Source organism: Agrobacterium sp. NPDC090273 (genome assembly GCF_044772305.1).
Lineage (GTDB): Bacteria > Pseudomonadota > Alphaproteobacteria > Rhizobiales > Rhizobiaceae > Agrobacterium.
The window spans coordinates 508310-531094 of the sequence record NZ_JBIVYN010000002.1 but is presented as its reverse complement, the minus strand read 5'-3'; the positions used below and the strand labels follow the sequence as shown (position 1 = coordinate 531094).

17 protein-coding genes are annotated in these 22785 nt (G+C 57.1%); 4 read left to right on the top strand and 13 right to left on the bottom strand.

Features of this window, described 5'->3' with window-relative positions; genetic code table 11:
- Positions 1-25: 25 nt before the first annotated feature.
- The 3 genes from ACIQT8_RS08750 to ACIQT8_RS08740 are packed head-to-tail and all read right to left on the bottom strand — an operon-like array spanning position 26 to position 3679.
- Positions 26-1465, bottom strand: coding sequence for a c-type cytochrome (locus ACIQT8_RS08750; RefSeq protein WP_400964756.1), 1440 nt, complete (start codon positions 1463-1465; stop codon positions 26-28).
- Positions 1466-1467: 2 nt separating this feature from the next.
- A complete protein-coding gene (locus tag ACIQT8_RS08745; RefSeq protein WP_400964755.1) occupies positions 1468-3114 on the bottom strand; it encodes a GMC family oxidoreductase in 1647 nt (548 codons plus the stop codon).
- 1 nt (position 3115) lies between these two features.
- The gene (locus ACIQT8_RS08740) at positions 3116-3679 is read right to left on the bottom strand and encodes a sugar dehydrogenase complex small subunit (protein ID WP_400964754.1); all 564 of its coding nucleotides are present in this window, start codon (positions 3677-3679) and stop codon (positions 3116-3118) included.
- Between the two features lie 295 nt (positions 3680-3974).
- On the opposite strand from ACIQT8_RS08740, the gene ACIQT8_RS08735 reads away from it, so the two are divergent.
- Positions 3975-5009, top strand: coding sequence for a LacI family DNA-binding transcriptional regulator (locus tag ACIQT8_RS08735; RefSeq protein ID WP_400964753.1), 1035 nt, complete (start codon positions 3975-3977; stop codon positions 5007-5009).
- Positions 5010-5097: 88 nt separating this feature from the next.
- On the opposite strand, the gene ACIQT8_RS08730 is transcribed toward ACIQT8_RS08735, so the two are convergent.
- The 5 genes from ACIQT8_RS08730 to ACIQT8_RS08710 are packed head-to-tail and all read right to left on the bottom strand — an operon-like array spanning position 5098 to position 9128.
- A complete protein-coding gene (locus tag ACIQT8_RS08730) occupies positions 5098-5775 on the bottom strand; it encodes an ABC transporter permease (protein WP_400964752.1) in 678 nt (225 codons plus the stop codon).
- Positions 5776-5782: 7 nt separating this feature from the next.
- Positions 5783-6460: an ABC transporter permease gene (locus tag ACIQT8_RS08725; RefSeq protein ID WP_400964751.1), complete on the bottom strand. Its 678-nt coding sequence runs from the start codon at positions 6458-6460 to the stop codon at positions 5783-5785.
- Between the two features lie 57 nt (positions 6461-6517).
- On the bottom strand, positions 6518-7288 hold the full coding sequence (locus ACIQT8_RS08720) for a lysine/arginine/ornithine ABC transporter substrate-binding protein (RefSeq protein ID WP_400964750.1): 771 nt from the start codon (positions 7286-7288) through the stop codon (positions 6518-6520).
- A 23-nt stretch (positions 7289-7311) separates the two neighbouring features.
- Positions 7312-8094: an ABC transporter ATP-binding protein gene (locus tag ACIQT8_RS08715; protein ID WP_400964749.1), complete on the bottom strand. Its 783-nt coding sequence runs from the start codon at positions 8092-8094 to the stop codon at positions 7312-7314.
- A gap of 44 nt (positions 8095-8138) precedes the next feature.
- Positions 8139-9128 carry a LysR family transcriptional regulator gene (locus ACIQT8_RS08710; protein WP_400964748.1) on the bottom strand — a complete coding sequence of 330 codons (990 nt, stop codon included), beginning with the start codon at positions 9126-9128 and terminating at the stop codon, positions 8139-8141.
- Between the two features lie 280 nt (positions 9129-9408).
- Between ACIQT8_RS08710 and ACIQT8_RS08705 the strand changes: the two genes are divergently transcribed.
- Positions 9409-10878, top strand: a complete 1470-nt coding sequence (locus ACIQT8_RS08705; RefSeq protein ID WP_400964747.1) for an FAD-binding oxidoreductase — start codon at positions 9409-9411, stop codon at positions 10876-10878.
- Positions 10879-10904: 26 nt separating this feature from the next.
- Here ACIQT8_RS08705 and ACIQT8_RS08700 read toward each other — a convergent pair whose 3' ends face one another.
- The 5 genes from ACIQT8_RS08700 to ACIQT8_RS08680 form a co-directional block, all read right to left on the bottom strand.
- Positions 10905-12527, bottom strand: a complete 1623-nt coding sequence (locus ACIQT8_RS08700) for an ABC-F family ATP-binding cassette domain-containing protein (RefSeq protein WP_262527563.1) — start codon at positions 12525-12527, stop codon at positions 10905-10907.
- Between the two features lie 135 nt (positions 12528-12662).
- Complete coding sequence (locus ACIQT8_RS08695; protein WP_178340666.1) at positions 12663-13895, bottom strand: TadE/TadG family type IV pilus assembly protein; 1233 nt, start codon at positions 13893-13895, stop codon at positions 12663-12665.
- 163 nt (positions 13896-14058) lie between these two features.
- Positions 14059-14940 (bottom strand): transglutaminase domain-containing protein, encoded by an 882-nt coding sequence (locus tag ACIQT8_RS08690; protein ID WP_400964746.1) that lies wholly within the window; start codon positions 14938-14940, stop codon positions 14059-14061.
- Between the two features lie 4 nt (positions 14941-14944).
- The gene (locus ACIQT8_RS08685) at positions 14945-17356 is read right to left on the bottom strand and encodes a circularly permuted type 2 ATP-grasp protein (RefSeq protein ID WP_400964745.1); all 2412 of its coding nucleotides are present in this window, start codon (positions 17354-17356) and stop codon (positions 14945-14947) included.
- 1 nt (position 17357) lies between these two features.
- Positions 17358-20684 (bottom strand): DUF2126 domain-containing protein, encoded by a 3327-nt coding sequence (locus ACIQT8_RS08680; RefSeq protein WP_400964744.1) that lies wholly within the window; start codon positions 20682-20684, stop codon positions 17358-17360.
- Here ACIQT8_RS08680 and ACIQT8_RS08675 point away from each other — a divergent pair.
- Positions 20665-20853, top strand: a complete 189-nt coding sequence (locus ACIQT8_RS08675; protein WP_400964743.1) for a hypothetical protein — start codon at positions 20665-20667, stop codon at positions 20851-20853. The genes ACIQT8_RS08680 and ACIQT8_RS08675 overlap by 20 nt on opposite strands.
- A gap of 111 nt (positions 20854-20964) precedes the next feature.
- Positions 20965-22773, top strand: a complete 1809-nt coding sequence (locus ACIQT8_RS08670) for an ABC transporter ATP-binding protein/permease (RefSeq protein ID WP_400964742.1) — start codon at positions 20965-20967, stop codon at positions 22771-22773.
- The last annotated feature ends 12 nt before the right edge of the window (positions 22774-22785 follow it).

The following is a 22785-nucleotide window of genomic DNA, read 5'->3' as shown; positions in this document are numbered from 1 at the left end:
GACAAAAAGCCGGGTCACGTCAGAATTAATGCGTCTGCCGTGACCTTGATCTGGTGACGACGTAACCGGCAACAATCATTGCCGCGACAAGACCGAGGAGCGCTGCAGGCAACATGAACGGCTGCGCTTTTGCCAGAAGCGGGACAGGGCCACCGGCACGTGCGGTTGCAACATCCGCCGGCGAGACATGTGCACCCGGGTTGCCGAATTTGGTCAGAACATAGTTCGAGACGTCGGCAATGTCCTGATCGCTCAACGGATCGACGTAGGACTGCTTGCCAAACCCTGGCATCAACACCTCATGATGGCCCGTTGTCCGCTCGACCCCATAAAGGATTGTGGCAACAAGGTTGGCGGGCTCGATCGATCCGGTTGCCGTGTTGTGAAACAACGAGGGATAAGCCTGGTTTTCGCTGCCTGCTCCATTCGGCTGGTGGCAGCTTGCGCAATATCCGCTGTACATCTGTTCGCCGTTGCGCAGGCTGTCGTGTTCGTTTTGGGCATAGAGACCGCGGATCTTGTCCTCGTCGCTGCCCGTCCCCGAAAACGCATGAGCAGGCTGTGTTTCGAGCGGATCGCGGATGGCGGGAACCGTCTTGAGATAGGCAGCCAAAGCTTTGAGATCGCTGTCGGGCAGGTGCTGCAAGCTGTTTTGAACCGCTTCCGCCATGCCACCGGCTGCCTGGTTCTTGCCTTCTGCGTGGCCGGTGCGGAAATATGCGACGAGTTCATCGTTGCTCCAGCCACCGATCCCGCTGACCGGGTCTGAGGTTATGTTAGGGGCATACCACGGCCCAACGAAACCACCTGCCAGGAACGCGCCACCATTCTCGCCCATCAACGGTCCGCGTGGAGTGTGGCAGGAACTGCAATGGCCAAGCGCTCCGGCGAGATATGCGCCACGATTGAGTTCGTCTGATCTGGCTGGATCGGCGCTGAATGGCGTCTTCGTGGCATAAAGCAGGTTCCAGAATGCCATCGAAAAACGCAGGTTAAAGGGAAATGGCAGCGCAGTGTAATCTTTCGGCTTGCCGTCGACGGGCGCCACACCCTGCATGAAGTAGGTGTAGAGGGCGTGGATGTCCTTGTCGGTCATTTCCGCATAGGCATCGTAAGGCATGGCCGGATAGAGATGCTGGCCATCTTTACGAATGCCCTTGCGGACAGCCTGTTCGAAGTCTTTTTCCGTATAGGTTCCGATACCCGCCGTCTTCGAAGGCGTAATGTTGGTGGAGAAGATGGTTCCAAGTGGCGAAACGATGCCGTATCCCCCGGCAAAGGGGGCGCCCTTGTTTGGCACCGTGTGGCAAGCCATGCAGTCGGCGCCTATAGCGACCATCTTGCCCTGCTCGATAAGAGCTTTCATGTCGCCCGACGGTTCCTGCGCCTGTGCGGGAGCAGAAAACGCCAGCCCAATACCGAGCAGTGAGGAAACGAGCATTGTGCGTTTGGTGACGTCACGCATGGTCATGCTCCCATCCGGCGGGAAATGTCGTCGGCTGCCCTCAAGCCAAGCGCGGCCATGGTCAGTGTGCTGTTCACCACGCTGGCGGACGGCATGGCGGAACCGCCAGCGATCCACAGGTTGCTGTGATCGTGCGAAAGACAGTTGCCATCCACGACCGAATCCCTGGGGTTTGCCCCCATGATACAGCCGCCCATGATGTGGTTGTTGGCGTTGAGTGACGTGGTGATGTGCAGGTCGGTGGCGTTGAAAAGCCTGGCGATCTGTTCGAGTTGCGTCACGGCGGCGTCATAGCCTTTACGCACATAACCGCCGACATCGTAATAGACATCGGGGCAGGGTATGCCGTGAGGGTCCATGCGCGTCTTGCTCAGAGTGACCCGGTTATGCGCTTCTGGAAGAGGCTCGAGGCTGATCGAAAGATCGACGCCGTGGATTGCGCGCTTTCTGATCTCGGCGTCTAGCTCATCGCCGACCAATCCCTGTTTCAAGGCGGCGGTTGCCGCAGATGTGACCTGGGTGATGTTGTTCAGGATCATCTTGTTCGCGGAGTATTCCGACCGGAATTCACCATCACGCGGGCCGACGAGACAGCTACTCTGCGCAGGTCCACGGCCGATCCACAAGGGTTCATCTGCCTGGAAGAAACAGTGGAAACCCGAGTGGTCCATCATGTTACGACCGACCTGATCGGAAGAGTTGGCGATGCCTGCGGGATTGCGGTCGTTGGCTGCCGCCAGGAGAAGACGTGGGGACTCCAGCGAGTTGCAGGCAATGACGAAGGCTTGCCCGGTGGCCTTGTGGGAGACATGCTCGTTATCGTACCAGTGGATGGCGGTGATACGATTGTTCTCGTCCGTATCGATTTTGTAGACGACGGATTCGGCCAGCACGACAGCACCCTTGGCTTCGGCCGAAACAACCGAGTGGATACCGTTATACATCGCGCCGATGGGACAGATGGGCTGGCAATTGTTGTTTCCGCAGCAGGTCGGCCGACCGTTCCAGGGTCTTGTGCTGCGTCCCTGTGGGATAGGAACCGAGCGGAAGCCGTGCGGATTGACGACTTCGGCAAACCGCTTGTCGCCATAGCTCCAGGGCACCATGTCCATCGGATAGGGACGGCTGCGCTCGGCGGGAGATTGCAAAGCTGGATCGTTTGGTCCCGCGACCCCCATGGTGTCTTCCGCCCGACAGTAATAGGGCTCGAGTTCGTCGTAGGAAATCGGCCAGTCGCGTCCCACGCCGTAGGCTGAATACATTTTCAGATCGACAGGCAGATGCCGCCAGGACGATGCCGCCCAGTGCCAGGTCGTGCCGCCGACGGTTTTCAGGTAGCCCTGTTTGAACCCCTTGCCATCGGGGCCGGACAATTCCACGAAATTGTTTTCCGGCCAGTAGAGCGGGGCTGGCGCCCACTTGGACTGGGGATAGAGACCCTGGAAATCAGAGCCGGTGCGGTTCTTGAACGGCATGTTGCGCCAGTTCTCCACCGCTTGAGCCCGCTGGATACGCAATCCCGCGTCGAGAACCAGAACCGATTTGCCCTCACCCGCCAATTGATCGGCCATCATTGCGCCGACAACGCCCGAACCGACAATGACCACGTCAGCCGTGGCATCGCCATTGGAAAACACTGGTGATTTCATGTCAGAGAACTTTCGGATTGTTGATAGGCATGCGGGCGATCTGTGGCGGCAGACCTGTCCACCACATCGGGCCCTTATTGCAGTAGGTTGGAACGATCAGACCATCCGCGACGGGGCGGTACATCAGCGCTTCCTTGTAAGCGACGACGACCGGCCCTTTCGACGTTTCGATTGTGCCTGTGTACCAGGCAGTCAGGATCGTGCTAAGGAGATCGCCTTGACCTGCCTCGGTCGCCGTCTCCTTCAACTGTAGCGCCGTCACATGGCGGTCGGACAAGATGCCCAGTGTAGCGATGGCGGAAGGCAGATCGGGATGATCAATCAGCAGAGCATCGTAGATGCGCGCAGAAGTGATGGAAGACAGGTCGGACTTGCCGGTAATCGTTTTTGAGACCGCATAGAAGTTTGCAAAAACGCTGGCTTTGGCATCGTCAGCAAAGCTCTGCCGATCAGTGGTCATGGCCAGAACAAGCGCGGCAGTCGCGGTCATCAGCGCACGCCGGGTGATGACAGGCTGGTCACCAATTCCCTGTGTGGATGGTGTGGGGTCGGACAAAATTTCCATATCAAGTTCCATAGGGACGTGCGGGTTCGATCCGCCACGTCATGGGCAGTGAAATTTAAAACAGGACTTTGATTTCGGCTCGTGGTGCGTTGACAACGATCGCCAGGGTCGAAATGACGCACTGTTTTTGCTATTTAGATCGATCTAAGTCAATTCAGAAATTTTGCAGTGCAGCATTTTTGATTCCGGGTGGCTATCCCGAACTGCTCCAAACCTGTCTGGACGGTGCGGCTTGTGGTCCTGTAAGGATCGGTTCTGCACTGACCTTAAAGTTGTCCAAGACACGCTGGATCGCATGAAAGACCATGGCTCGAACCGTCAGGTGACCTTGATTGATGTGGCGAGGGAGGCCGGGGTCTCGCGCGCAACGGCCTCGCTGGTTATTCGGCAGAGCCCGCTTGTCTCGAAGTCCACGCGCGAAAGCGTCGAAGCGGCCATCGAAAAACTGGGTTATGTCCGCAATCTGACAGCAGCGCGCCTACGCTCCGTACAGAGCAGGCTTATCGGCCTCATCGTGCCAAATCTTTCGAACCCGTTCTTCGCAGAATTTCTGGCGGGTGTTGAAGCGGTCCTCGACCAGCATCATCTCGCCGTGCTGATGGCAAACAGCCAGGATGATTGCGGCCGGCAGACAGACTTGATGCGGCGGATGCGTGAACATGGCGTGGACGGTGTGATCATCTGCCCGGCGGCCGAAACGCCAAATGATTGGGACGAAGGTCGTAGTTTCGGATCAATGCCGGCCGTCCAGACCTTGCGACACGTCACCCGGAATCTCGATTATGTCGGAGTGGATTATCAGCAAGGTGTACGGCTCGCCGTCGATCATCTTGTGAAACTCGGACACCGCGCGATCAATCTGGCGGTTCAGGGGGCCGAGCATTCGGCCTATCGTGAGCGTGTCGCATCCTACAAAAGCGCGATGTCTTCGCACGGGCTCGATGGTGAGGCAATTTTCCGTATCCCCGGATCGATTGCGGAGATTCCCGGATGCGCCAGTGAGCTCATGAAGTGTTATCCGGCATCCACAGCAACGCTTTGTTTCAATGACATCACCGCGTTTGGCCTGTCCGCCGGATTTTACGATCTTGGGGTCGCGCTCGGCCGTGACCATTCGCTGATCGGCTTCGATGACGTGCTGAATGGTGAGGCCCGGCGTCCGAAACTGACATCGGTTGCAACTCACCCCGAGCTTATCGGCAGGGCGGCGGCAAGCCGTATGATTGCACGACTAAAAGAACCGTCGCTGCCGGCAAACAGCCAGATCCTTCCCGCCGATCTGGTCGTTCGGCAAACCTGCGGACCAGCGCCTGCCACACCAAGCCGGTAAGATATGTCCGGTTCTTGGACCAAGGCCATACCAATTCCTCAGCCGCCTTCAGCGTCCCGGTGCCGTACAGGCAGGGGGCACAAGTGTATCAACGAAACGCCAGAAATTTGCGTTCGCTCTTCCTGAAAACCATGGTGATAAACAGCACGACGACCATGTAAAGCGCAGCAGCCGTGAGAAAGCCTTCGTAGACCACGTAATAGGTCGAATTCAGTTTGCGTCCGGCCCCAAGAATGTCGACGATGGTGATCGTCGAAGCAACTACGCTTGCGTGCAAGAGGAAAATCACCTCATTGGAATAGGCTGGCAATGACAGGCGAAATGCCTGTGGGAGAGCGATCAGCCGGATCACCTGAGCGCGCGTCATACCGTAGGCAGCGGCCGCTTCCAGTTCGCCTTTGTCCAGACTGACGAGTGCGCCTCGGTAGATCTCTGCAACATAGGCTGCACTGTTGAGCGTGAAGCCGACGATGGCGCAGGTATAGGCGTTGCCGAGCAACAGCCAAAGTGCTGACTCACGAACGCCCTGAAACTGGGCAAGGCCGTAATAGAGAATATAGAGCTGCACCAGAAGCGGCGTTCCACGAAACACGTATGAATAGGTTGCCGCGGCTTTCCCGAGGAAGGGAACGTTATAGGCTTGCGCGAGAGCGAGCGGGATCGCCAGAATTGCGCCAAGGGCGAGCGCAATCCCAACCATAGACACGGTGACCCACAAACCATGGGCGAAAAGCGGCCAGTTCTCGAAGATCAGCGCGAAGTCCATGCAGCACCTATTGAAGCTTGTAGCGGTTTCGAAGCTGCCGCAGGGCAAGATCGGAAAGGAATGTCAGCCCGAGATAGACGGCAAAGGCCAGGAGAAGGAACAGGAATGGCTGGTGGGACGAGCGCCCAGCCTGATTGGCGTTATACATCACATCCTGTAGGCCGATGATCGACACCAGCGCCGTTGTCTTGAGAAGCACCAGCCAGTTGTTGGTGAAACTGGGCAGAGCCAAGGGCACGAATTGCGGCCAGACAATCAGGCGTAGCCACGTCAGCGGTCGCATGCCGCAGGCAAGTGCTGCTTCAATTTCACCCTTGTCCAGTGCGGCATAGCTGCCTCGAAACGTTTCCGTCATGTAGGCGCCAAAAATGAAGCCGATGGTCGCGGTGCCGGCGATGAAAGGGCTGATCTCGATGTAATCCCACAAGCCGGTCATTTCGCCGATCGAATTGACGAGGGTCTGACCACCGAAATAAACGATCAGCATTAAAACGAGGTCGGGAATACCGCGGACGAGTGTCGTGTAACCATTGCCGAGAATGTTCGGCAAGCGATGTCGCGACAACTTGGCCCAGGCGCCGAGCAGGCCGAAGAAAACCGCCAGAACCAGCGAAGCAAGCGACAACGTGATTGTCAGGCCGATACCTGAAAGCACCATCGGACCATATGCGAACAGGGTATCCACGCGACTTCATCCCCTTGGCTGAAGGCGCCGCCTTTTCAAAGGCGGCGCCACTGCGGATTATTTACCGTAGACGTCGAACGGGAAATACTTGGCGTTGATCTTCGCGTAAGTGCCATTCTCGCGGATCGTCTTGATCGCGCCGGTGATGGTGTCGCGCAGCTTGCTGTCCTTCTTGCGAAGCGCAATCCCCGTGCCTTCGCCGAAATACTTGTCTTCGGTGTATTCCGGACCAAAGAAGGCAAAGTCCTTGCCCTGCGGCGTTGCAAGGAAGCTATCCTGTACCACCACCATGTTGGCCATGCCGGCATCGATACGGCCGGCGGCCAGATCAAGCCAGACTTCGTCCTGTGTCGGATAGGTTTTGACGGTGACACCAGGCATGGTCTTTTCCAGGAATACCTGCGTTACCGTGCCGCTCTGTACGCCAACGGTTTTACCGTCGAGCGTTTCAGGCGTCAGGCCGGCCTTTGCCGGAGCAACGAAGCGGTAGGGGATCTTGTAGTATTTGCCGGTGAAGTCGACGGCACGCTTGCGCTCTTCGGTGATCGACATCGACGCGAGGATCGCGTCATATTTGCCGGACTGCAAAGCGGGGATAAGACCGTCCCAGTCCTGCTCGGTCCAGGTGCACTTTGCTTTCAGGACTTCGCAGATCGCGTTGCCGATATCGTAGTCGAAGCCAGCCAGTTCACCGGCCTCGGTCTTGTACATGAAAGGCTTGTAGCCTGCCTCGGTTCCCCAGCGGATTGTCAGATCTTCGGCGCTTGCGCCACCTGCAAGCAGGGCGGCAACGGCCGAAGCGGCCAGAACTTTAAATACCTTGTGCATAGTCGTTCCTCTCTGTGTTGTTTTTACATTCTGGCAATGAACTCGGCCCAGCGGGCCGATACGTCCGCAGGGTTGCGGAACATTTCGTTGGGCGGCGCGACGGCTTCGGCCATCCCTTGATTCATGAACATGACACGGGTGCTCACATCACGGGCAAATGCCATCTCGTGTGTAACAACCAGCATCGTACGGCCTTCCTCGGCCAGATCGCGCATCACTTTCAGCACGTCTCCGACCATCTCCGGGTCAAGTGCCGACGTTGGTTCGTCAAAAAGCAGGATTTCCGGGTCCATCGCCAGCGCACGGGCAATGGCGACACGCTGTTTCTGCCCGCCAGACAACTGCGATGGATAGAAGTTCAGACGCGCGGACATGCCGACGCGATCGAGAAAATGTTTTGCCTTGGTCTCGGCTTCGGCCTTGGATGCGCCCTTCACATGGATCTGGGCAATGGTGACATTTTCGAGCACCGTCAAATGGCGCCAAAGATTGAAGCTCTGAAAGACCATGGCGAGGCGGGTCCGCAGATCCGTCAGTTCCTTGGTGTCGCTTGGCTCAAGCTGCCCCTCGCGGTTGCGTCGCAGGGCGATTTCACTGTCGTTGACCATGATCTGGCCTTCGGAGGGATGTTCCAGAAAATTGATGCAACGGAGAAACGTGCTTTTTCCAGACCCCGATGAACCGAGGATGGAAATGATATCGCCCTTGTGTGCAGCCAGCGAGATGCCCCGAAGAACCTCAAGATCGCCAAAGGATTTGCGAATGTTGAGAACCTCAAGGGGAGGGACTTGCTTCAATGTCGTCATCTCCTTCGTCTCCGCCGGTCTGCTATGAGAAACAAAATTTTGCCTCACGATAAATCGCTGTTATCGAATTGTTCGGTGCGTTTGCGTGCAACAGAACGTTTCTTTGCCTGTGCCGTGACAGTGTTCGTCAGCCGTTCTAGGAAGGCGTTCGTCACCACCGAACCGCGCCGGCTGCGACTGACCGCCACACAGATCGGCGCCGAGTACTCGAAGATATCAGGCCTGATGCTGACAAGCTCCTCGCTAGCAGCATGTTTGGGCAGAAAACCGAGATAAGCGCCTGCCTGGATCAGTGCCGCTACAGCCTCGGTCTGAAAAACCGTCGGGCCGCGCCGAAACTGCTGCTTGATCTTTAGAAGCTTTTCTCCCTCGAGATAACCGCGAAATACCAACTCGTGCCGTGTGATCTTCTCTACCGACAGATCCGGGTCTTTGTCCAAAGCTTCCAATAACGGGTGGGATACCCCCGCGTAAAGGGCAACTTTCTCGTCATAAAGATCAAAATAAACCAGTTCATCGAGATGCCGGTAGGCCGGGAAGATACCAAGGTGAAAACTGCCGTCGAGAATGCCGCGTTCGATCGTTCCGGGAGATTCCACCGTCAGATTGATTTCGACCCGTGGCGCAAGTGTGCGGAATTCGCGAATGGCCGGCAATACGGGGCTGCGGATATCCGAAAAACTATAGTCCATGATCGCCAGATTGATCCGGCCCGAAAAGTCGTCGTTGATCGCGGCCATGTCGGCCATGAACTGCTCGGTGGTCGATAAAAACGCACGGATCAGCGCCAGCGCCTGTTCGCCGTGCTGGGTCAATACGAAACCGCTGCGCCCGCGATAACAGAGCATGTATCCGAGCCGTGTTTCCAGATGGGAGATCTGTCGTGAGATTGTCGATCGTCCGACACCAAGCTGTCCCTGCGCGGCAGAAAAACCACCGCAATCGGCAACCGTGCAGAAGACACGGAAGAGGTGCATGTCAGTGTCGCTGACACGCCCGAGCAATTTCCGGCGTTTGTTAAGTTTCGGCTGCATGAACCACCTCATTCCTTCGTTCGACGTGGATGCAACAAATGTGCCTGAAATCTTTGTCGGTGGGGATAGCGAATGCGACATCCGGCAGACAAAGGCTCACAAACCAGAAAGAACCGTCAGGAGACAAAGGGTACGCGCTCATGGATGATACCGGTAAAATTGTTTGTTGCATAATAATGCAAAAAAACTTCCAATCTTGCATATTTTTGCATCACCCATTTCCTGTTAGATTTGCATTCACTTCGAGAAAAAGCGTGATCGGTTGTCGGGGATTAGAGAGATGAAACAGGCAGGAGATCAGATGGGACAGGCCATCCTTTCGGATGAGGTCATGGAGCGTCTGAAGGCAATTGTCGGTCCTGCTGGCTGGAGCACCGATCCCGATGTGCTGGAGGCTCACTCGGTTGACTGGTTGCGGCTATATCGCGGTGTGACGCCACTCGTTTTGAAACCTGCCAGCACGCAAGAGGTGTCAGCCATCGTCTCGGTTTGCGCCGAGAGCGGCATCGGCATCGTGCCGCAAGGCGGCAACACCTCGCTGGTCGGGGGCTCTGTTCCGTTCGCCACCGGCAACGAGATCGTTCTCAACCTGTCGCGCATGAACAAGATACGCTCCGTCGATCGACTGAATGACACGATCACGGTCGAAGCGGGCTGCATACTCGCCACGGTTCAGGCTGCGGCAGAAGAGGTCGACCGACTGTTCCCATTGCGGCTCGCAGCGGAAAGCAGTTGCCAGATCGGTGGCAACATTGCCTCCAATGCGGGCGGAACGAACGTGCTGCGATATGGCAATACGCGCGATCTCGTGCTTGGCCTCGAGGTCGTTTTGCCGGACGGTCGCATCTGGAACGGCCTGCGCGGGCTACGCAAGGATAATACCGGTTACGATCTGAAACAGCTTTTCATCGGCAGCGAGGGAACGCTCGGCATCATTACTGCGGCGGTCTTGAAACTGTTTCCACGCCCGGCTTCCATCGAGACGGCAATCTGTGCTGTTTCCTCGGTCGAAGCGGCCCTTGAACTGCTTGTGCGTTACAAGGAAAGAACCGGCAATCAGGTCACGGCTTTCGAACTGATGCCGCGAACCGGCGTTGAACTCGTATTGAAACATTTTCCTGCGACACGCTTTCCGCTTGCCGAAATCCACGACTGGCAGGTTCTGATCGAGCTGTCATCCGGCGACAGCGGTTCTGCTTTGCGCGAAACGATGGAAGATACGCTGCAGCAAGCGTTTGAGGCCGATCTTGTAACAGATGCCGTGCTCGCGGCCTCGGTGGAACAAAGCCGGGCGTTCTGGGCGATCCGCGAAGGCCTGGCGGAAGCCGACGTGCTCGAAGGAGCGTCGATCCATTGTGACATCGCAGTCCCACTATCGGCGATCCCCGCCTTCCTGCAGGAGTCGATCGCGGTGGCCGAACAGGTGTGTGAAGGCGTTCGCGTGGTTGCCTTCGGACATATGGGAGATGGCAACATCCACTTCGGCATCGTCCAGCCGCAAGGTGCTGATGGTGATGCATTCCATGCCCGTGAAGAAGAAATTACCGGGCTCATCCACGATATCGTCCATCGTTTCGACGGCACGATTTCCGCGGAGCATGGGCTTGGCCGCGTCAAACGCGAAGCAATCCTTCACTATCGCGATGCGGTCGATCACGATCTGATGCTGATGACAAAGCAATCCCTCGACCCGAAAAACATCATGAACCCAGGCAAATTCATAGGCCCTGTGGTTGTGGACCACGCGTAGAGAAAGAGCCTACGGCCTGATCGCTATCAGCTTCTCAAGCCAGGCGCTTCATGGCCGCTGCGTTCAACATATTCCGTATAGCCTCCACCGTATTGATGGATACCGTCAGGCGTCAGTTCCAGTACGCGATTGGAAAGGGCTGCGAGGAAATGACGGTCGTGCGAGACGAACAGCATCGTGCCCTCGTATTCCGAAAGCGCCTTGATCAGCATTTCCTTGGTGTCGAGATCAAGGTGGTTCGTTGGTTCGTCGAGGACCAGGAAGTTGGGTGGGTCGAACAGCATGGCCGCCATGACGAGCCGCGCTTTTTCACCACCCGATAGCACCCGGCAGCGTTTCTCCACGTCATCGCCGGAAAAGCCGAAACAACCGGCAAGAGCACGCAACGGTGCCTGACCGGCTTTCGGGAAGCGTTCTTCCAGCCATTCGAGAATGGTCGCGTCGCCTTCCAGAACGTCCATAGCGTGCTGTGCGAAATAACCAAGCTTCACGCTTGCGCCGAGTGTCACGACACCCGTATCCGGTGTTGCCGTGCCGGTGACAAGTTTGAGCAATGTGGATTTGCCGGCTCCGTTGACGCCCATGATGCACCAGCGCTCCTTGCGCCGGACCATGAAGTCCAGTCCGTCGTAGATGGTTCGGCTGCCGTAAGCCTTGTTAACCTTTTTCAATGCCACGACATCTTCACCCGAACGCGGTGCGGGGGCGAATTCGAACGCCACGGTCTGGCGTCGCTTCGGTGGTTCGACACGGTCAATTTTCTCGAGTTTCTTGACACGGCTCTGCACCTGCGCCGCATGGGACGCCCGGGCCTTGAAGCGCTCGATGAACTTGATTTCCTTGGCAAGCATTGCCTGCTGACGCTCGAACTGGGCCTGTTGCTGCTTTTCGTTCTGAGCACGCTGCTGTTCGTAGAAGCCGTAGTCACCCGAATAGCTCGTCAGCGAGCCAGCGTCGATTTCGATGATCTTGTTGACGATGCGGTTCATGAACTCCCGGTCATGGGAGGTCATCAGCAAAGCGCCGTCGTAGTTGCGCAGGAAATTTTCCAGCCAGATCAGGCTTTCGAGATCCAGATGGTTGGATGGTTCGTCAAGCAGCATGACGTCGGGGCGCATCAGAAGAATGCGCGCCAGGGCGACACGCATCTTCCAGCCACCAGAGAGCTTGGCGACGTCGCCGTCCATCATTTCCTGGCTGAAGCTCAATCCGTCCAGAACTTCACGGGCACGGCCCTCAAGGGCGTAACCGTCGAGTTCCTCGTAGCGGGCCTGTACTTCGCCGTAACGCTCGATGATCGCGTCCATTTCATCCATCCGGTCAGGATCGGACATGGCCGCTTCCAGTTCCCGTAACTCGGCGGCAACCTCGCTGATGGGGCCAGCACCCTCCATCACCTCGGCCACCGCAGAGCGGCCAGACATCTCACCGACGTCCTGATTGAAGTAACCGACGGTCATGCCCTTTTCGACAACCACCTGGCCTTCATCCGGCTGTTCCTCGCCCGTGATCATTCGGAACAGGGTGGTTTTGCCGGCACCATTCGGTCCGACGAGGCCGGTCTTTTCACCCTTGTTGAGAGCGGCGGACGCCTCGATATAGAGGATGCGGTGGCTATTCGACTTGCTGATGTTTTCGATACGGATCATGACTTGGCCTATAAACTTTGCGCAACCCTATGCCACGGGCCGCCCCGGCTGTCACCCGACCAAACAGGGAGAAGGCAAAGAAAAACCACGGAAACGAACGGGTTTCCGTGGTTGCTGTGTGCCTTTGCCGGCTGATCAGTTTGTCAGCGTTGCGATATTTCCGGCTGCCTTACGAGCGATCTCGCCGAATGCCGTCACGATCCCGTCCATGTCTTCGGGGGCATAATAATTGTCTGCGCTGGATGCGCAATATTGCAGGAGTGACTTGCCCTTGTCAGGTGCCATGAAGGCGACGGTGAAGATCTTGATCCCGTCTTTCTTGGCTGTGTCGCACGTGTTGCGAACTGACTGGTCGATGCTGTAGTTCCAGCTTGCGCTGCTCCCCGTCATCTCTCCGTCCGTCATAAGAACGATGTAGCGCTCGAAGGACTCATTACCCTTGTCTTGATGCTGTTTTGCCTCGGCGGTATTGGACTTTTTCAGTGCATCATAGGCGGTTGTCAGTGCCTTTGTCGCGTCGGTACCGCCTGTTGGATACTGAGGGATCTTGCCGACATAGGTGTTGACACTGCTTGTTCCCCAAGACATTGACTGGGCCGCAAATGGGCTGGCTTCGTAGGCGATCGCACCTGTCCTTACGAGTTCGGAACCGTTGGCCGTGTATGTGGGGTCCGCCTTGTTAAGGACGCTCACCAGGAACGACACGGCCGTTTTCAAGGATTCCATTTTGTTGACGTAGCACGGGCTGGACGTGGCCTTTGCTTCTGACTGGCCCCAGTTGCTCGCGGTATAGTTTGCGCATGACTTTTTGGCGGTATTGATCGTATCGGTCTTGAACGACATCGAGCCGGAACGGTCGAGAACCAGATACATGGAGATCGGTGCGCCTTTGTTCACACTCGCCTGCGCTGTCCCTGTGGCGGAAACATTCAGCGTGCTGGCACCCAGAAAACCGAGGAGCGGATTGAGCTTTATCTGACGGGTGATGGTGGTGGTTACGGTATAGGTTTTTCCGCGAGTGCCGTCAGTTGTGGAAACGGTCGCAACCGTGTTTTTATCGAGCTCTTTTTTCTCCGCGTCTGTGAGATCATTTTCCATTTGGCCTACGATGAAATCTTTGGCCAATTTCTTGATGTCTTCATCGGCCATATCACCTTCGCGCAGGCGCGCTTGTGTCACGGCGGCCAGCGCTCCGGCATCGGCGGTATTCTGAATATCTGCCTTCACCTGCATGACGTTCGCCAGTTCCATGCCTGCGCCTGCAACACCAAGAAGCACAGGCAGCAAGATTGCCGTCATGATGCCGAAGTTGCCCGCCGTGTCGGCAAGAAAACGGCGCTTCAGGGATGTCACTGACGGCAGGGGCATGGCGCGCTCACAAGTTGAGTGGTCTATTGAGCGCAGCTAACTCCCAAGCGATGTAGAAACCGCTAATCGAAAACATGCAATTTTACAGAGTGATCAAATCGGGTCAGTTTTAGAAGTATTCGGCAGGAATTCTCTCTGTATTACACCAGTAAATCCAGCCGTCTCAATTCTGAACGGGGATCACGTCGACGGCCTGTTTTGCCTGCTGGTTTCCGTAACCTTTGAGTACGCCAATAACAGGAGCAACGTCGGAATAGTCGCGTCCGTAACCAACGACGATATGGTCGCTTCCGGCGACAATGTCATTGGTCGGGTCAAGCTCGATGTAACCTGTCGCATCTCCGCACCAAATGCGAACCCAGGCATGCATGGCGTCCGCACCCTCCAGCCGTTCCTTGCCCGGCGGCGGTATGGTGCGCAGGAAACCACTGACGTAACCTGCCGGTATGCCAAGGCTGCGAAGCGCCAGGATCATGATATGGGAAAAATCCTGACACACACCGCGCTTGAGCTTGAAGGCTTCTGACGGCGTGGTGTCGACAGTCGTTGCCTCACCATCGTAGGTGAAGTCCTTGTGAATGCGTTTGCACATGGCAAAGGCAATTTCCCGGATCGTCATGCCGGGTTTGACCAATTCCTTGGCGTAGGCAGTGATTGCGGCATCGACCCCGATCCGAGGGCTTGTGCCAACGAAGTGGTGCGGGGACTGGAAGTCCACCGACCAGACATTGGCAAGCTCATGCGGCAGCCGCGAGAGCTGTGGAGAGAAATCCGCGGTCATCGCAGGCGACTCGACCATAACGCGAGCCTGCATGCGGATATCCAGCTTTTCATGCGGGGCTCTGACATGCACGGATGTTGCTGGTTGGCGGAAAAAATCCTCAAAAACCGTCCGCTCGTCCGGTGTCGGCGAAATCGTAATCGATCCTGCGACCAACCGCTGCCGGCCTGGGATAGAAAGCGGCAGCACGCGAATGACATGGCGTCCGCCGTGCGCCATCGCGTCGTAGGAGTAGCCCATGTGCAAGGAAAGATCGTAGAGCATCGGCTTATCCGAGATAGGTGCGCGCCAGAACATCGGAGAGATGCTCCAGATCTTTTTCGAGCTGACGGTAGATCGCGGTGTTCATGCCCTCCGGCGTCATGACGGCGAGGCCGGAATGAAGCCGCATCGCCTCGCGATAGAACGCTGACATCTGGCCGTTAACGAAGGCATTCGGCAACTGTTCGACCTCGGTGCGGATCTCATTCAACTGGAAGAGGATCGAACGCGGATTGAGCGGATCGAGCGCCAGAAGATCGGTGACCGTCAATCCCGCCGTGCTGACATTGTAGCGGCGGCGATGGGTCATGACGCTGTCGCCGATTTCGAGCAGCATGTCGTAGGCGCCATCCGGGGCATCGGGGCCGGTCATGTGACCGAGAAGCCGCGTCATGTGCAGCCCACGTTCCAGATAGCGACCGATCGACAGGAAGCGCCATCCGGTGAACCGGTACATGTTTTCATGTACAAGACCTGCAAAGCCAGCGAGCTTGCGCAACAGAATAGTCATTGCATGCGTGGCGTCGTCACCAGGCGCGACCTTGGCATGGAAGCGGCGAGCCGTTTTGGCAAGATCGTTCAGGGCGAGCCAGCCATCAGGGGAAAATCGGTCGCGGATATTGCTGGCTGAATAAAGCGCGCTGTTGATGTTGTTCAGGAGGCTTGCGGGAACGGCGTCGCTCATCTCGATATCGAGCGTTTCGAGGTACCGGACGACATGCGCAAGAAGTGGCTGTTTTGGATCGGCGGACTCGGCATAACGTCCGTGCCAGGCACGCAGGATTCGCAGTGCTCCTTCTGAGCGCTCGATGTACCGGCCAAGCCAGAAAAGGTTGTCTGCCGCCCTGCTTGGCAGGCTGCCAGGCATGTTGCGCGTGAAACTTTCCTCCGCCGGAAGAAGCGTGGTTCGCTCAACAGGCTTTTCGCTGACGATCCAGACGTCTGCGGCGCTGCCCCCTGATTGCATGGCGATGGCCGAGACATCGTTGCTGCTGCCGATCCGCGCAAAACCGCCCGGCATGATCTGCCAGCCGTCTTGCGTGCGGGCGGCAAAAACGCGAAGGCTCATCGGCCGCGGCACAAGCTGGTTATCGACATAGGCCGGAGTGGTCGAAAGCGTTACCACCTCCTGACCGACGAGCCTGTGACCATCGGCGGCGAGCCAGTCGCTGATCGATTCCTTTGCAGTTTCGCGCAAAGACGAGCCAAGCACGGATTGCCCGTTATCATCAAAGAACGGGAGACGGGAATAGGCAGGGCCAATCACCATTCGTTCGATGTTGCCTGCAACGTGCTGGCGTTCGGATCCCTGTCCGCACCACCACGTCGCGATCGAAGGCAGCTTCAGGTCTTCGCCCAGAAGATGGCGGCAAACCCCTGGCATGAAGGCGAGGAGTGCACGTGTTTCCAGAATACCGGTGCCCAGCGCATTAACGATGGTCAGCGCTTCATTTCGAAGGGCCTGGACCATGCCCGGCGTGCCGATATGCGATTGCTGGTTCAGTTCCAGTGGGTCCGCATAGGATGCGTCGAGACGACGCCACAACACACCAACGGGTTTCAACCCGGCAACAGTCCTGACCATCACCCGCCCGTTGACGACGGTAAGATCTTCGCCTTCCAAGAGCATGAAGCCGAGATAACGGGCAATATAGGCGTGTTCGAAATAAGTTTCGTTTGCCGGGCCGGGTGTCAGAACCGCGATCCGGTCATCGGGATGCTGCCGATGCGACTGTAAAGTATCGCGAAATGCACCGAAGAAGGATGCGAGACGATGAACGTGGGTTTCCGCGTAGATATCGGAGAACGCACGCGTCGTCGCGACACGATTTTCCAGCGCAAATCCAGCGCCGGAAGGCGCCTGTGTGCGATCGGCCAGCACCCACCAGTTTCCATCGGGGCCGCGGCCAATCTCGAAGGAACAAAAATGTAGATAATGGCCGCTTGCCGGTTTGATGCCGACCATCGGTCGCAGATATTCCGGATTGGATGCGACCAGCGCCGGTGGAATGTGTCCTTCCTTGACGAGCCGGTTGGCGCCATAAAAGTCTGCAACGATTTCTTCGAGGAGATTGGCGCGCTGCGTCAGTCCCTCAGACAGGGTTGCCCATTCCTTCTCGTCGATCAGAACCGGAATGTGGGAAATCGGCCAGTTTCTCTCGCTGCTGCCTTTGCCGTAATCGCGGTAAAACACGCCTGCGTCACGCAGATATCGGTCGGTGCGGGCAAAGCGCTCGTGCAGTTCCCGTTCCGACATGCGTGAAATGGCACCCAGAAGATGCCGCCAGACCGGTCGGACGTTGCCGTCCGTTCCCAGCATTTCATCGGCAATGCCGGGCAGGGCGGCATAGTCGAACCCGCGTGGCCGCGAGTCCGCTTCCGTCTTGCTTTCCGTTGCCGTTGCCGGGGCTTTGGCCACTTTATACTCCGTAAGGGCGGCGCAGATCGAGTGTCAGCGGAAACTCCGGAGACACGGTTTCCGGCATCAGGGGATACTGGCCGGCCGTGTGTCCCCAAGGTTCGAAGCGGGCGAGACGCCGCGCTTCGGCTTCATTACCGTTGACGGGAAATGTCTCATAGTTGCGCCCGCCCGGATGAGCAACATGATAGATACATCCACCGATCGATCGTCTTGACCATGTATCATAAATGTCAAAGGTCAAGGGTGAATTCACGGGGAGGACGGGATGCAAACCGGACGCAGGCTGCCATGCCTTGAACCTGACGCCGGCCACCGCAACGCCTGAGTTTTCCGTTTGCGTCAATGGAACGGCGCGACCGTTGCAGGCAACGGTGTAACGGGAAGGATTGGAGGTCTCCAGACGAACCTGCAAACGCTCAACGGAGGAATCGACATATCGGACCGTTCCGCCGATTGCGCCCTGCTCACCCATGACGTGCCAGGGTTCCAGGGCCTGTCGCAACTCCAGCTTTGCTCCTTCGTATTCCACCTCACCGAAAAACGGAAAACGGAACTCCTGCTGGGCAACGAACCATTCCGGTTTCAGATCGAAGCCATTGGTCCGCAGATCTGTCAGAACGTCGAGAAAGTCTGCCCAGATGTAATGCGGCAGCATGAAGCGATCCGCGAGCGACGTGCCCCAGCGCACGAACTTGCCGCTGGCCGGGTTTTTCCAGAAACGCGCGATCAGTGAGCGGACCAACAATTGTTGCGCCAGAGACATGCGCGCATTCGGTGGCATTTCAAAACCACGGAATTCCACCAGGCCAAGGCGCCCGGTCGGTCCATCCGGCGAGAACATCTTGTCGATGCAGATTTCAGCGCGATGCGTGTTGCCGGTGACATCAACGAGAAGGTTGCGGAACAGGCGGTCGACCAGCCACGGCAAAGGCGCAATGCCTTCTCCAAGTGACGGAACCTGAGCCAGGGCGATTTCCAGCTCGTACAGGCTGTCGTGACGGGCCTCGTCAATGCGCGGCGCCTGACTCGTCGGACCGATGAACAGGCCCGAGAACAGATAGGAAAGAGACGGGTGGCGTTGCCAATGCAGGACAAGGCTCTTCAAGAGATCGGGGCGGCGCAGGAACGGGCTGTCATTCGGATTGGCGCCGCCAACAACGACGTGGTTGCCGCCGCCGGTTCCGGTGTGACGACCATCGATCATGAATTTGTCAGCACCAAGCCGGGATTGTCGTGCCTCATCGTAAATTGTCGTGGTGATATCGACGCAGTCTTTCCAGCTTGAGGCCGGATGAATGTTGACCTCGATAACGCCCGGATCGGGGGCAACCCGGATGACATTCAGTCGCTCGTCATGCGGTGGAGCGTAACCTTCGATATGGACCTGAAGTCCAAGGCTTGCGGCCGCGCGTTCTGTCGAGGCGATCAGGTCCAGATATTCCTCGAGCGTGACTGTTGGAGGCATGAACACGCAAAGTCGTCCGTCCTTGGGTTCGACGGAGATGGCAGTACGGATATGTCCTGCAATTTCGGCTTCCTGAGAGCGTTGGGTTGGCTGGCTGCTTGTCTCAAACGGCTGAAAATGCGCGGTTTGTTGTGCATGTCCCTTTTCGCCTCGAAAATCCGGCAGCGGCTGGCGTTCCACACTCGGATCGAGCGGGTTTATATAGGGATATTGCGAGGGTGTGATCCACGGCAGGGAATTGAGTGGCAGGCGGTAACCGACCGGGCTGTCACCCGGCACCAGGAAAATACGTCCGCGCCGCGTGCGCCATTTTTCGCTTACCCAGCGGTGTCCGTGGGCACGGCTGTTCCATACCTGCACCGGCAAGATATACCCCGTCGGTTGCGTCAAACCGCGTTCGAATACCTTGGCCAGACGGCTTCGCTCTTCAGGGTCCTTCAGCTTGGAATTGGCGGGATCGACGTTTTCGGGAAGGTTGGCTTCCTTTAAAATCCATTCGCCAGGGTCTTCAAAGGCGGGCATTACCATATCCGGCTCGATGTTGAGTTCCGTGGCAATAGCGCTGAGCAGTCGGTTGGCGTCTTTCTCTGTTACGTCGGTCTGCACACCCTCCTGCGCTATCAGGGAGGGGTTTTGCCAAACAGGCAATCCGTCCTTTCTCCAGTAAAGCGAGAATGTCCAACGTGGCAGGCTTTCACCTGGATACCATTTCCCTTGCCCGTAATGCAGAAAGCCGCCCGGCGCGAAACGCTCGCGCAGGCGGCGAATGAGGGTATCAGCCTTATCGCGCTTGGTTGGTCCGACAGCACCTGTATTCCACTCGTCTGATTCGAAATCATCGATCGAAACGAAGGTGGGCTCACCGCCCATGGTCAGACGGACATCATGCGCCGTCAGAACCCGGTCAACCTCTTCGCCCAGCGCGTTGAGTTCGTCCCAGCTCTCGTCGGAAAAAGGCTTGGTGATGCGAGGTGTTTCGGCGATACGCCGAACCTGCATATCGAAGGCGAATTCGGTGTTGGCCTGGCCAAAATAACCGCCCGAAATGGGAGCAGCGTTGCGGTAATGGGGTGTCGCCGCAAGAGGGATATGGCTTTCGCCGGTCAGCAGCCCCGAAGTAGGGTCAAGCCCAACCCAACCGGCGCCCGGCAGGTAGACTTCCGCCCACGCGTGCAGGTCCGTGAAGTCCACCTCGGTTCCAGAGGGACCGTCCAGGGCTTTGAGGTCAGGCGTCAACTGGATGAGATAGCCGGAGACGAAACGGGCTGCAAAACCGAGGTGCCTTAGAATTTGTACAAGCAGCCAGCTTGTGTCACGGCACGATCCCTTGCCGGATGCCAGTGTTTCTTCCGGTTCCTGAACACCGGGTTCCATACGGATGACGTAACCGATTTCCTGCTGGAGGCGGGCGTTGAGACCCACAACCATATCCACTGCTGGCTGGTCGGGCGACCGGTCGATGGTTTTCAGAAGGGCGGTCAGCAACGGTCCCGTCGGTTCGGGTTTCGTATAGATGGATAGATCGTCCTGCAGCGTCTCTGGGTAGTCAAATGGCCATTTGGTTGCCGTTTCTTCCACAAAGAAGTCGAACGGGTTGTAAACGGTCATATCGGCGACAAGATCAACCTCGATCTTCAGTTCCGTGACCGGGTCGGGAAACACGAAGCGGGCGAGATAGTTGCCGTAAGGGTCCTGTTGAAGATTGACGAAGTGGTTGGAAGGGGAAACCCGAAGCGAATGGCTGATGACGCGGGTTCTGGAGTGAGAGGCAGGTTTCAGTCTTATGATTTGGGGGCCGAGCCGGACCGGATTGTCGTACTTGTAATGCGTCAGATGATAAATGCTTGCTTTGATCGCCATCGTCTACCTTGCCCGGTTTTTCCGGCTTATGCGGTTTGTCCGCCCCTCTGAAATTACAGGGATTTTGTGCAATGCAGGAAAAGAATGCAAGGACGTTTTGACGGGCAATCCCGAGTTGTTGCTGACGGATGCGAGTGGCCGGACGCAAGGAACTGCTTTGGCTTTTTGAGGTTTTTGTCGCAGATGTGGACAAGGTTGAACAGCGTGTTATTGCTTGGCCTCGCAAGGTCGGGATTGTGACCTGCCTCCTTTGCAACTGTGAAGTTTCGGAATCGATCGAATGGTATCCAAGGTAACCGACGCCCAGCGCAAGGACATGGCCAGCATGTCCGGCTTCGACCTCGATTTCCCTGCACAGTTGCGGATCATGGGGAATGCGTTCTGGACATCACCGGTGCGCAACCGGCTCATTCTTCTCGCCTTCGCCCTGCTGTCGATCATTTTGCTGACGGCCTATGGGCAAATCCGTCTCAATGAATGGAATGCGCCGTTTTACAATGCTCTGGAAAGACGTGACCTCTCCGCTTTCATCCATCAACTGGAAGTCTTCGCGGTTATCGCCGGCTGCCTTCTTTTGTTAAACGTCGTCCAGACCTGGCTCAATCAGATGACCGCGCTGAAAATGCGCGAGGGGCTTGCCAAGGACATGGTCGATCAATGGTTGAAGCCGGGACGGGCGGCGCGGCTAGCGGGTTTTGGTGCCATTGCCATCAATCCGGATCAGCGACTACATGACGATGTTCGGAATCTCGCCGAAAGCAGCACGGCACTTTCCATCGGTCTGGTGAATGCCACGATCCTTCTCGTCAGCTTTATTGGCGTGCTCTGGACATTGTCGGCCGGTTTCGCGATCAACATTAACGGTAATCTTGTCGCTATTCCCGGATACATGGTGTGGGCGGCGATCCTTTATGCCGGGTCGGCCTCGTTGCTGAGCAATCTTGTCGGTCATCGACTGGTTGGCCTCAATGCGGAGCGTTATTCGAAAGAGGCAGAACTGCGCTTTTCGTTGATGCGCGCCAGCGAAAACCTGACGGCCATTGCGCTGGCGCGTGGCGAGAAAAACGAACGCCGGCGGATCGGCATTGATATCGACGCAGTGCTGGGTGTTATTCGCGGGCTGGCGATGGCGCTGACGCATCTTACCTGGGTGTCATCAGGTTATGGCTGGCTTGCCATCGTCGCACCAATCCTGATTGCTGCGCCGGTTTATTTCTCCGGAAATCTAACGTTCGGTGGTTTGATGATGGCGGTGGGGGCCTTCAATCAGGTCAATACTGCGCTGCGGTGGTACATCGACAACTTCGGCCCCATCGCAAGCTGGAAAGCGACCCTGCAGCGCGTCTCCGTATTCCGCAATGCTCTGATCCAGATGGATAAGGTCGAGCAGCACGGCCTGACAATCGACCTTGCACGCGGCACGCCAAACGAAGGCATACGTCTGCAATCCGTGGAAATTTGCCGTGATGCAGGTGGCGATAGCCTGGAACGCGGGTTCCGGATGCGTGAACCCGATGTGGAAATCGGCTCCGGGCAACGTTTGATGATCAACGGTGAGCAGGGCGTGAATCGACGTTTGCTGTTTGCGGCTATGGCGGGTCTGTGGCCGTGGGGGCAGGGCAGAATTGAAATGCCGGAGCAATCGGACACGCTTTTCATCGCCCAGCACGGTTACTTGCCGGCCGGCTCGTTGCGGGAGATTCTTGCTTATCCACGTGCGCCGCAGCGGTTTACGGATGAAGACTACGTGGCTGCCCTGACAGCCTGCGGATTGTCGGGTCTTGTGCCACGTCTCGACGAAAGCATCCGGTGGGACAAGAGGCTTGATTCGGATGAACAGGCCAGTGTCCGCGTTGCCAACGCGCTTTTACTCAAGCCCTCGTTCCTTGTTGTCGACGATCTGCTTGAAGGGCTTGAGAAATCGACACAGGACACACTTGCCCGTGTTCTGAACGAAATGGCGGGGACCGCGATCATCTATATCGGCCGGTCGGAGATATTTCTTGCCGTACTTTCGCCGGCAATCGCGCATCTCGATCTGATTGCGCCATCGGAAGCAGGCGCAGATCCGTCAGTACAGTCCGATTGATCGGAAGCCGTG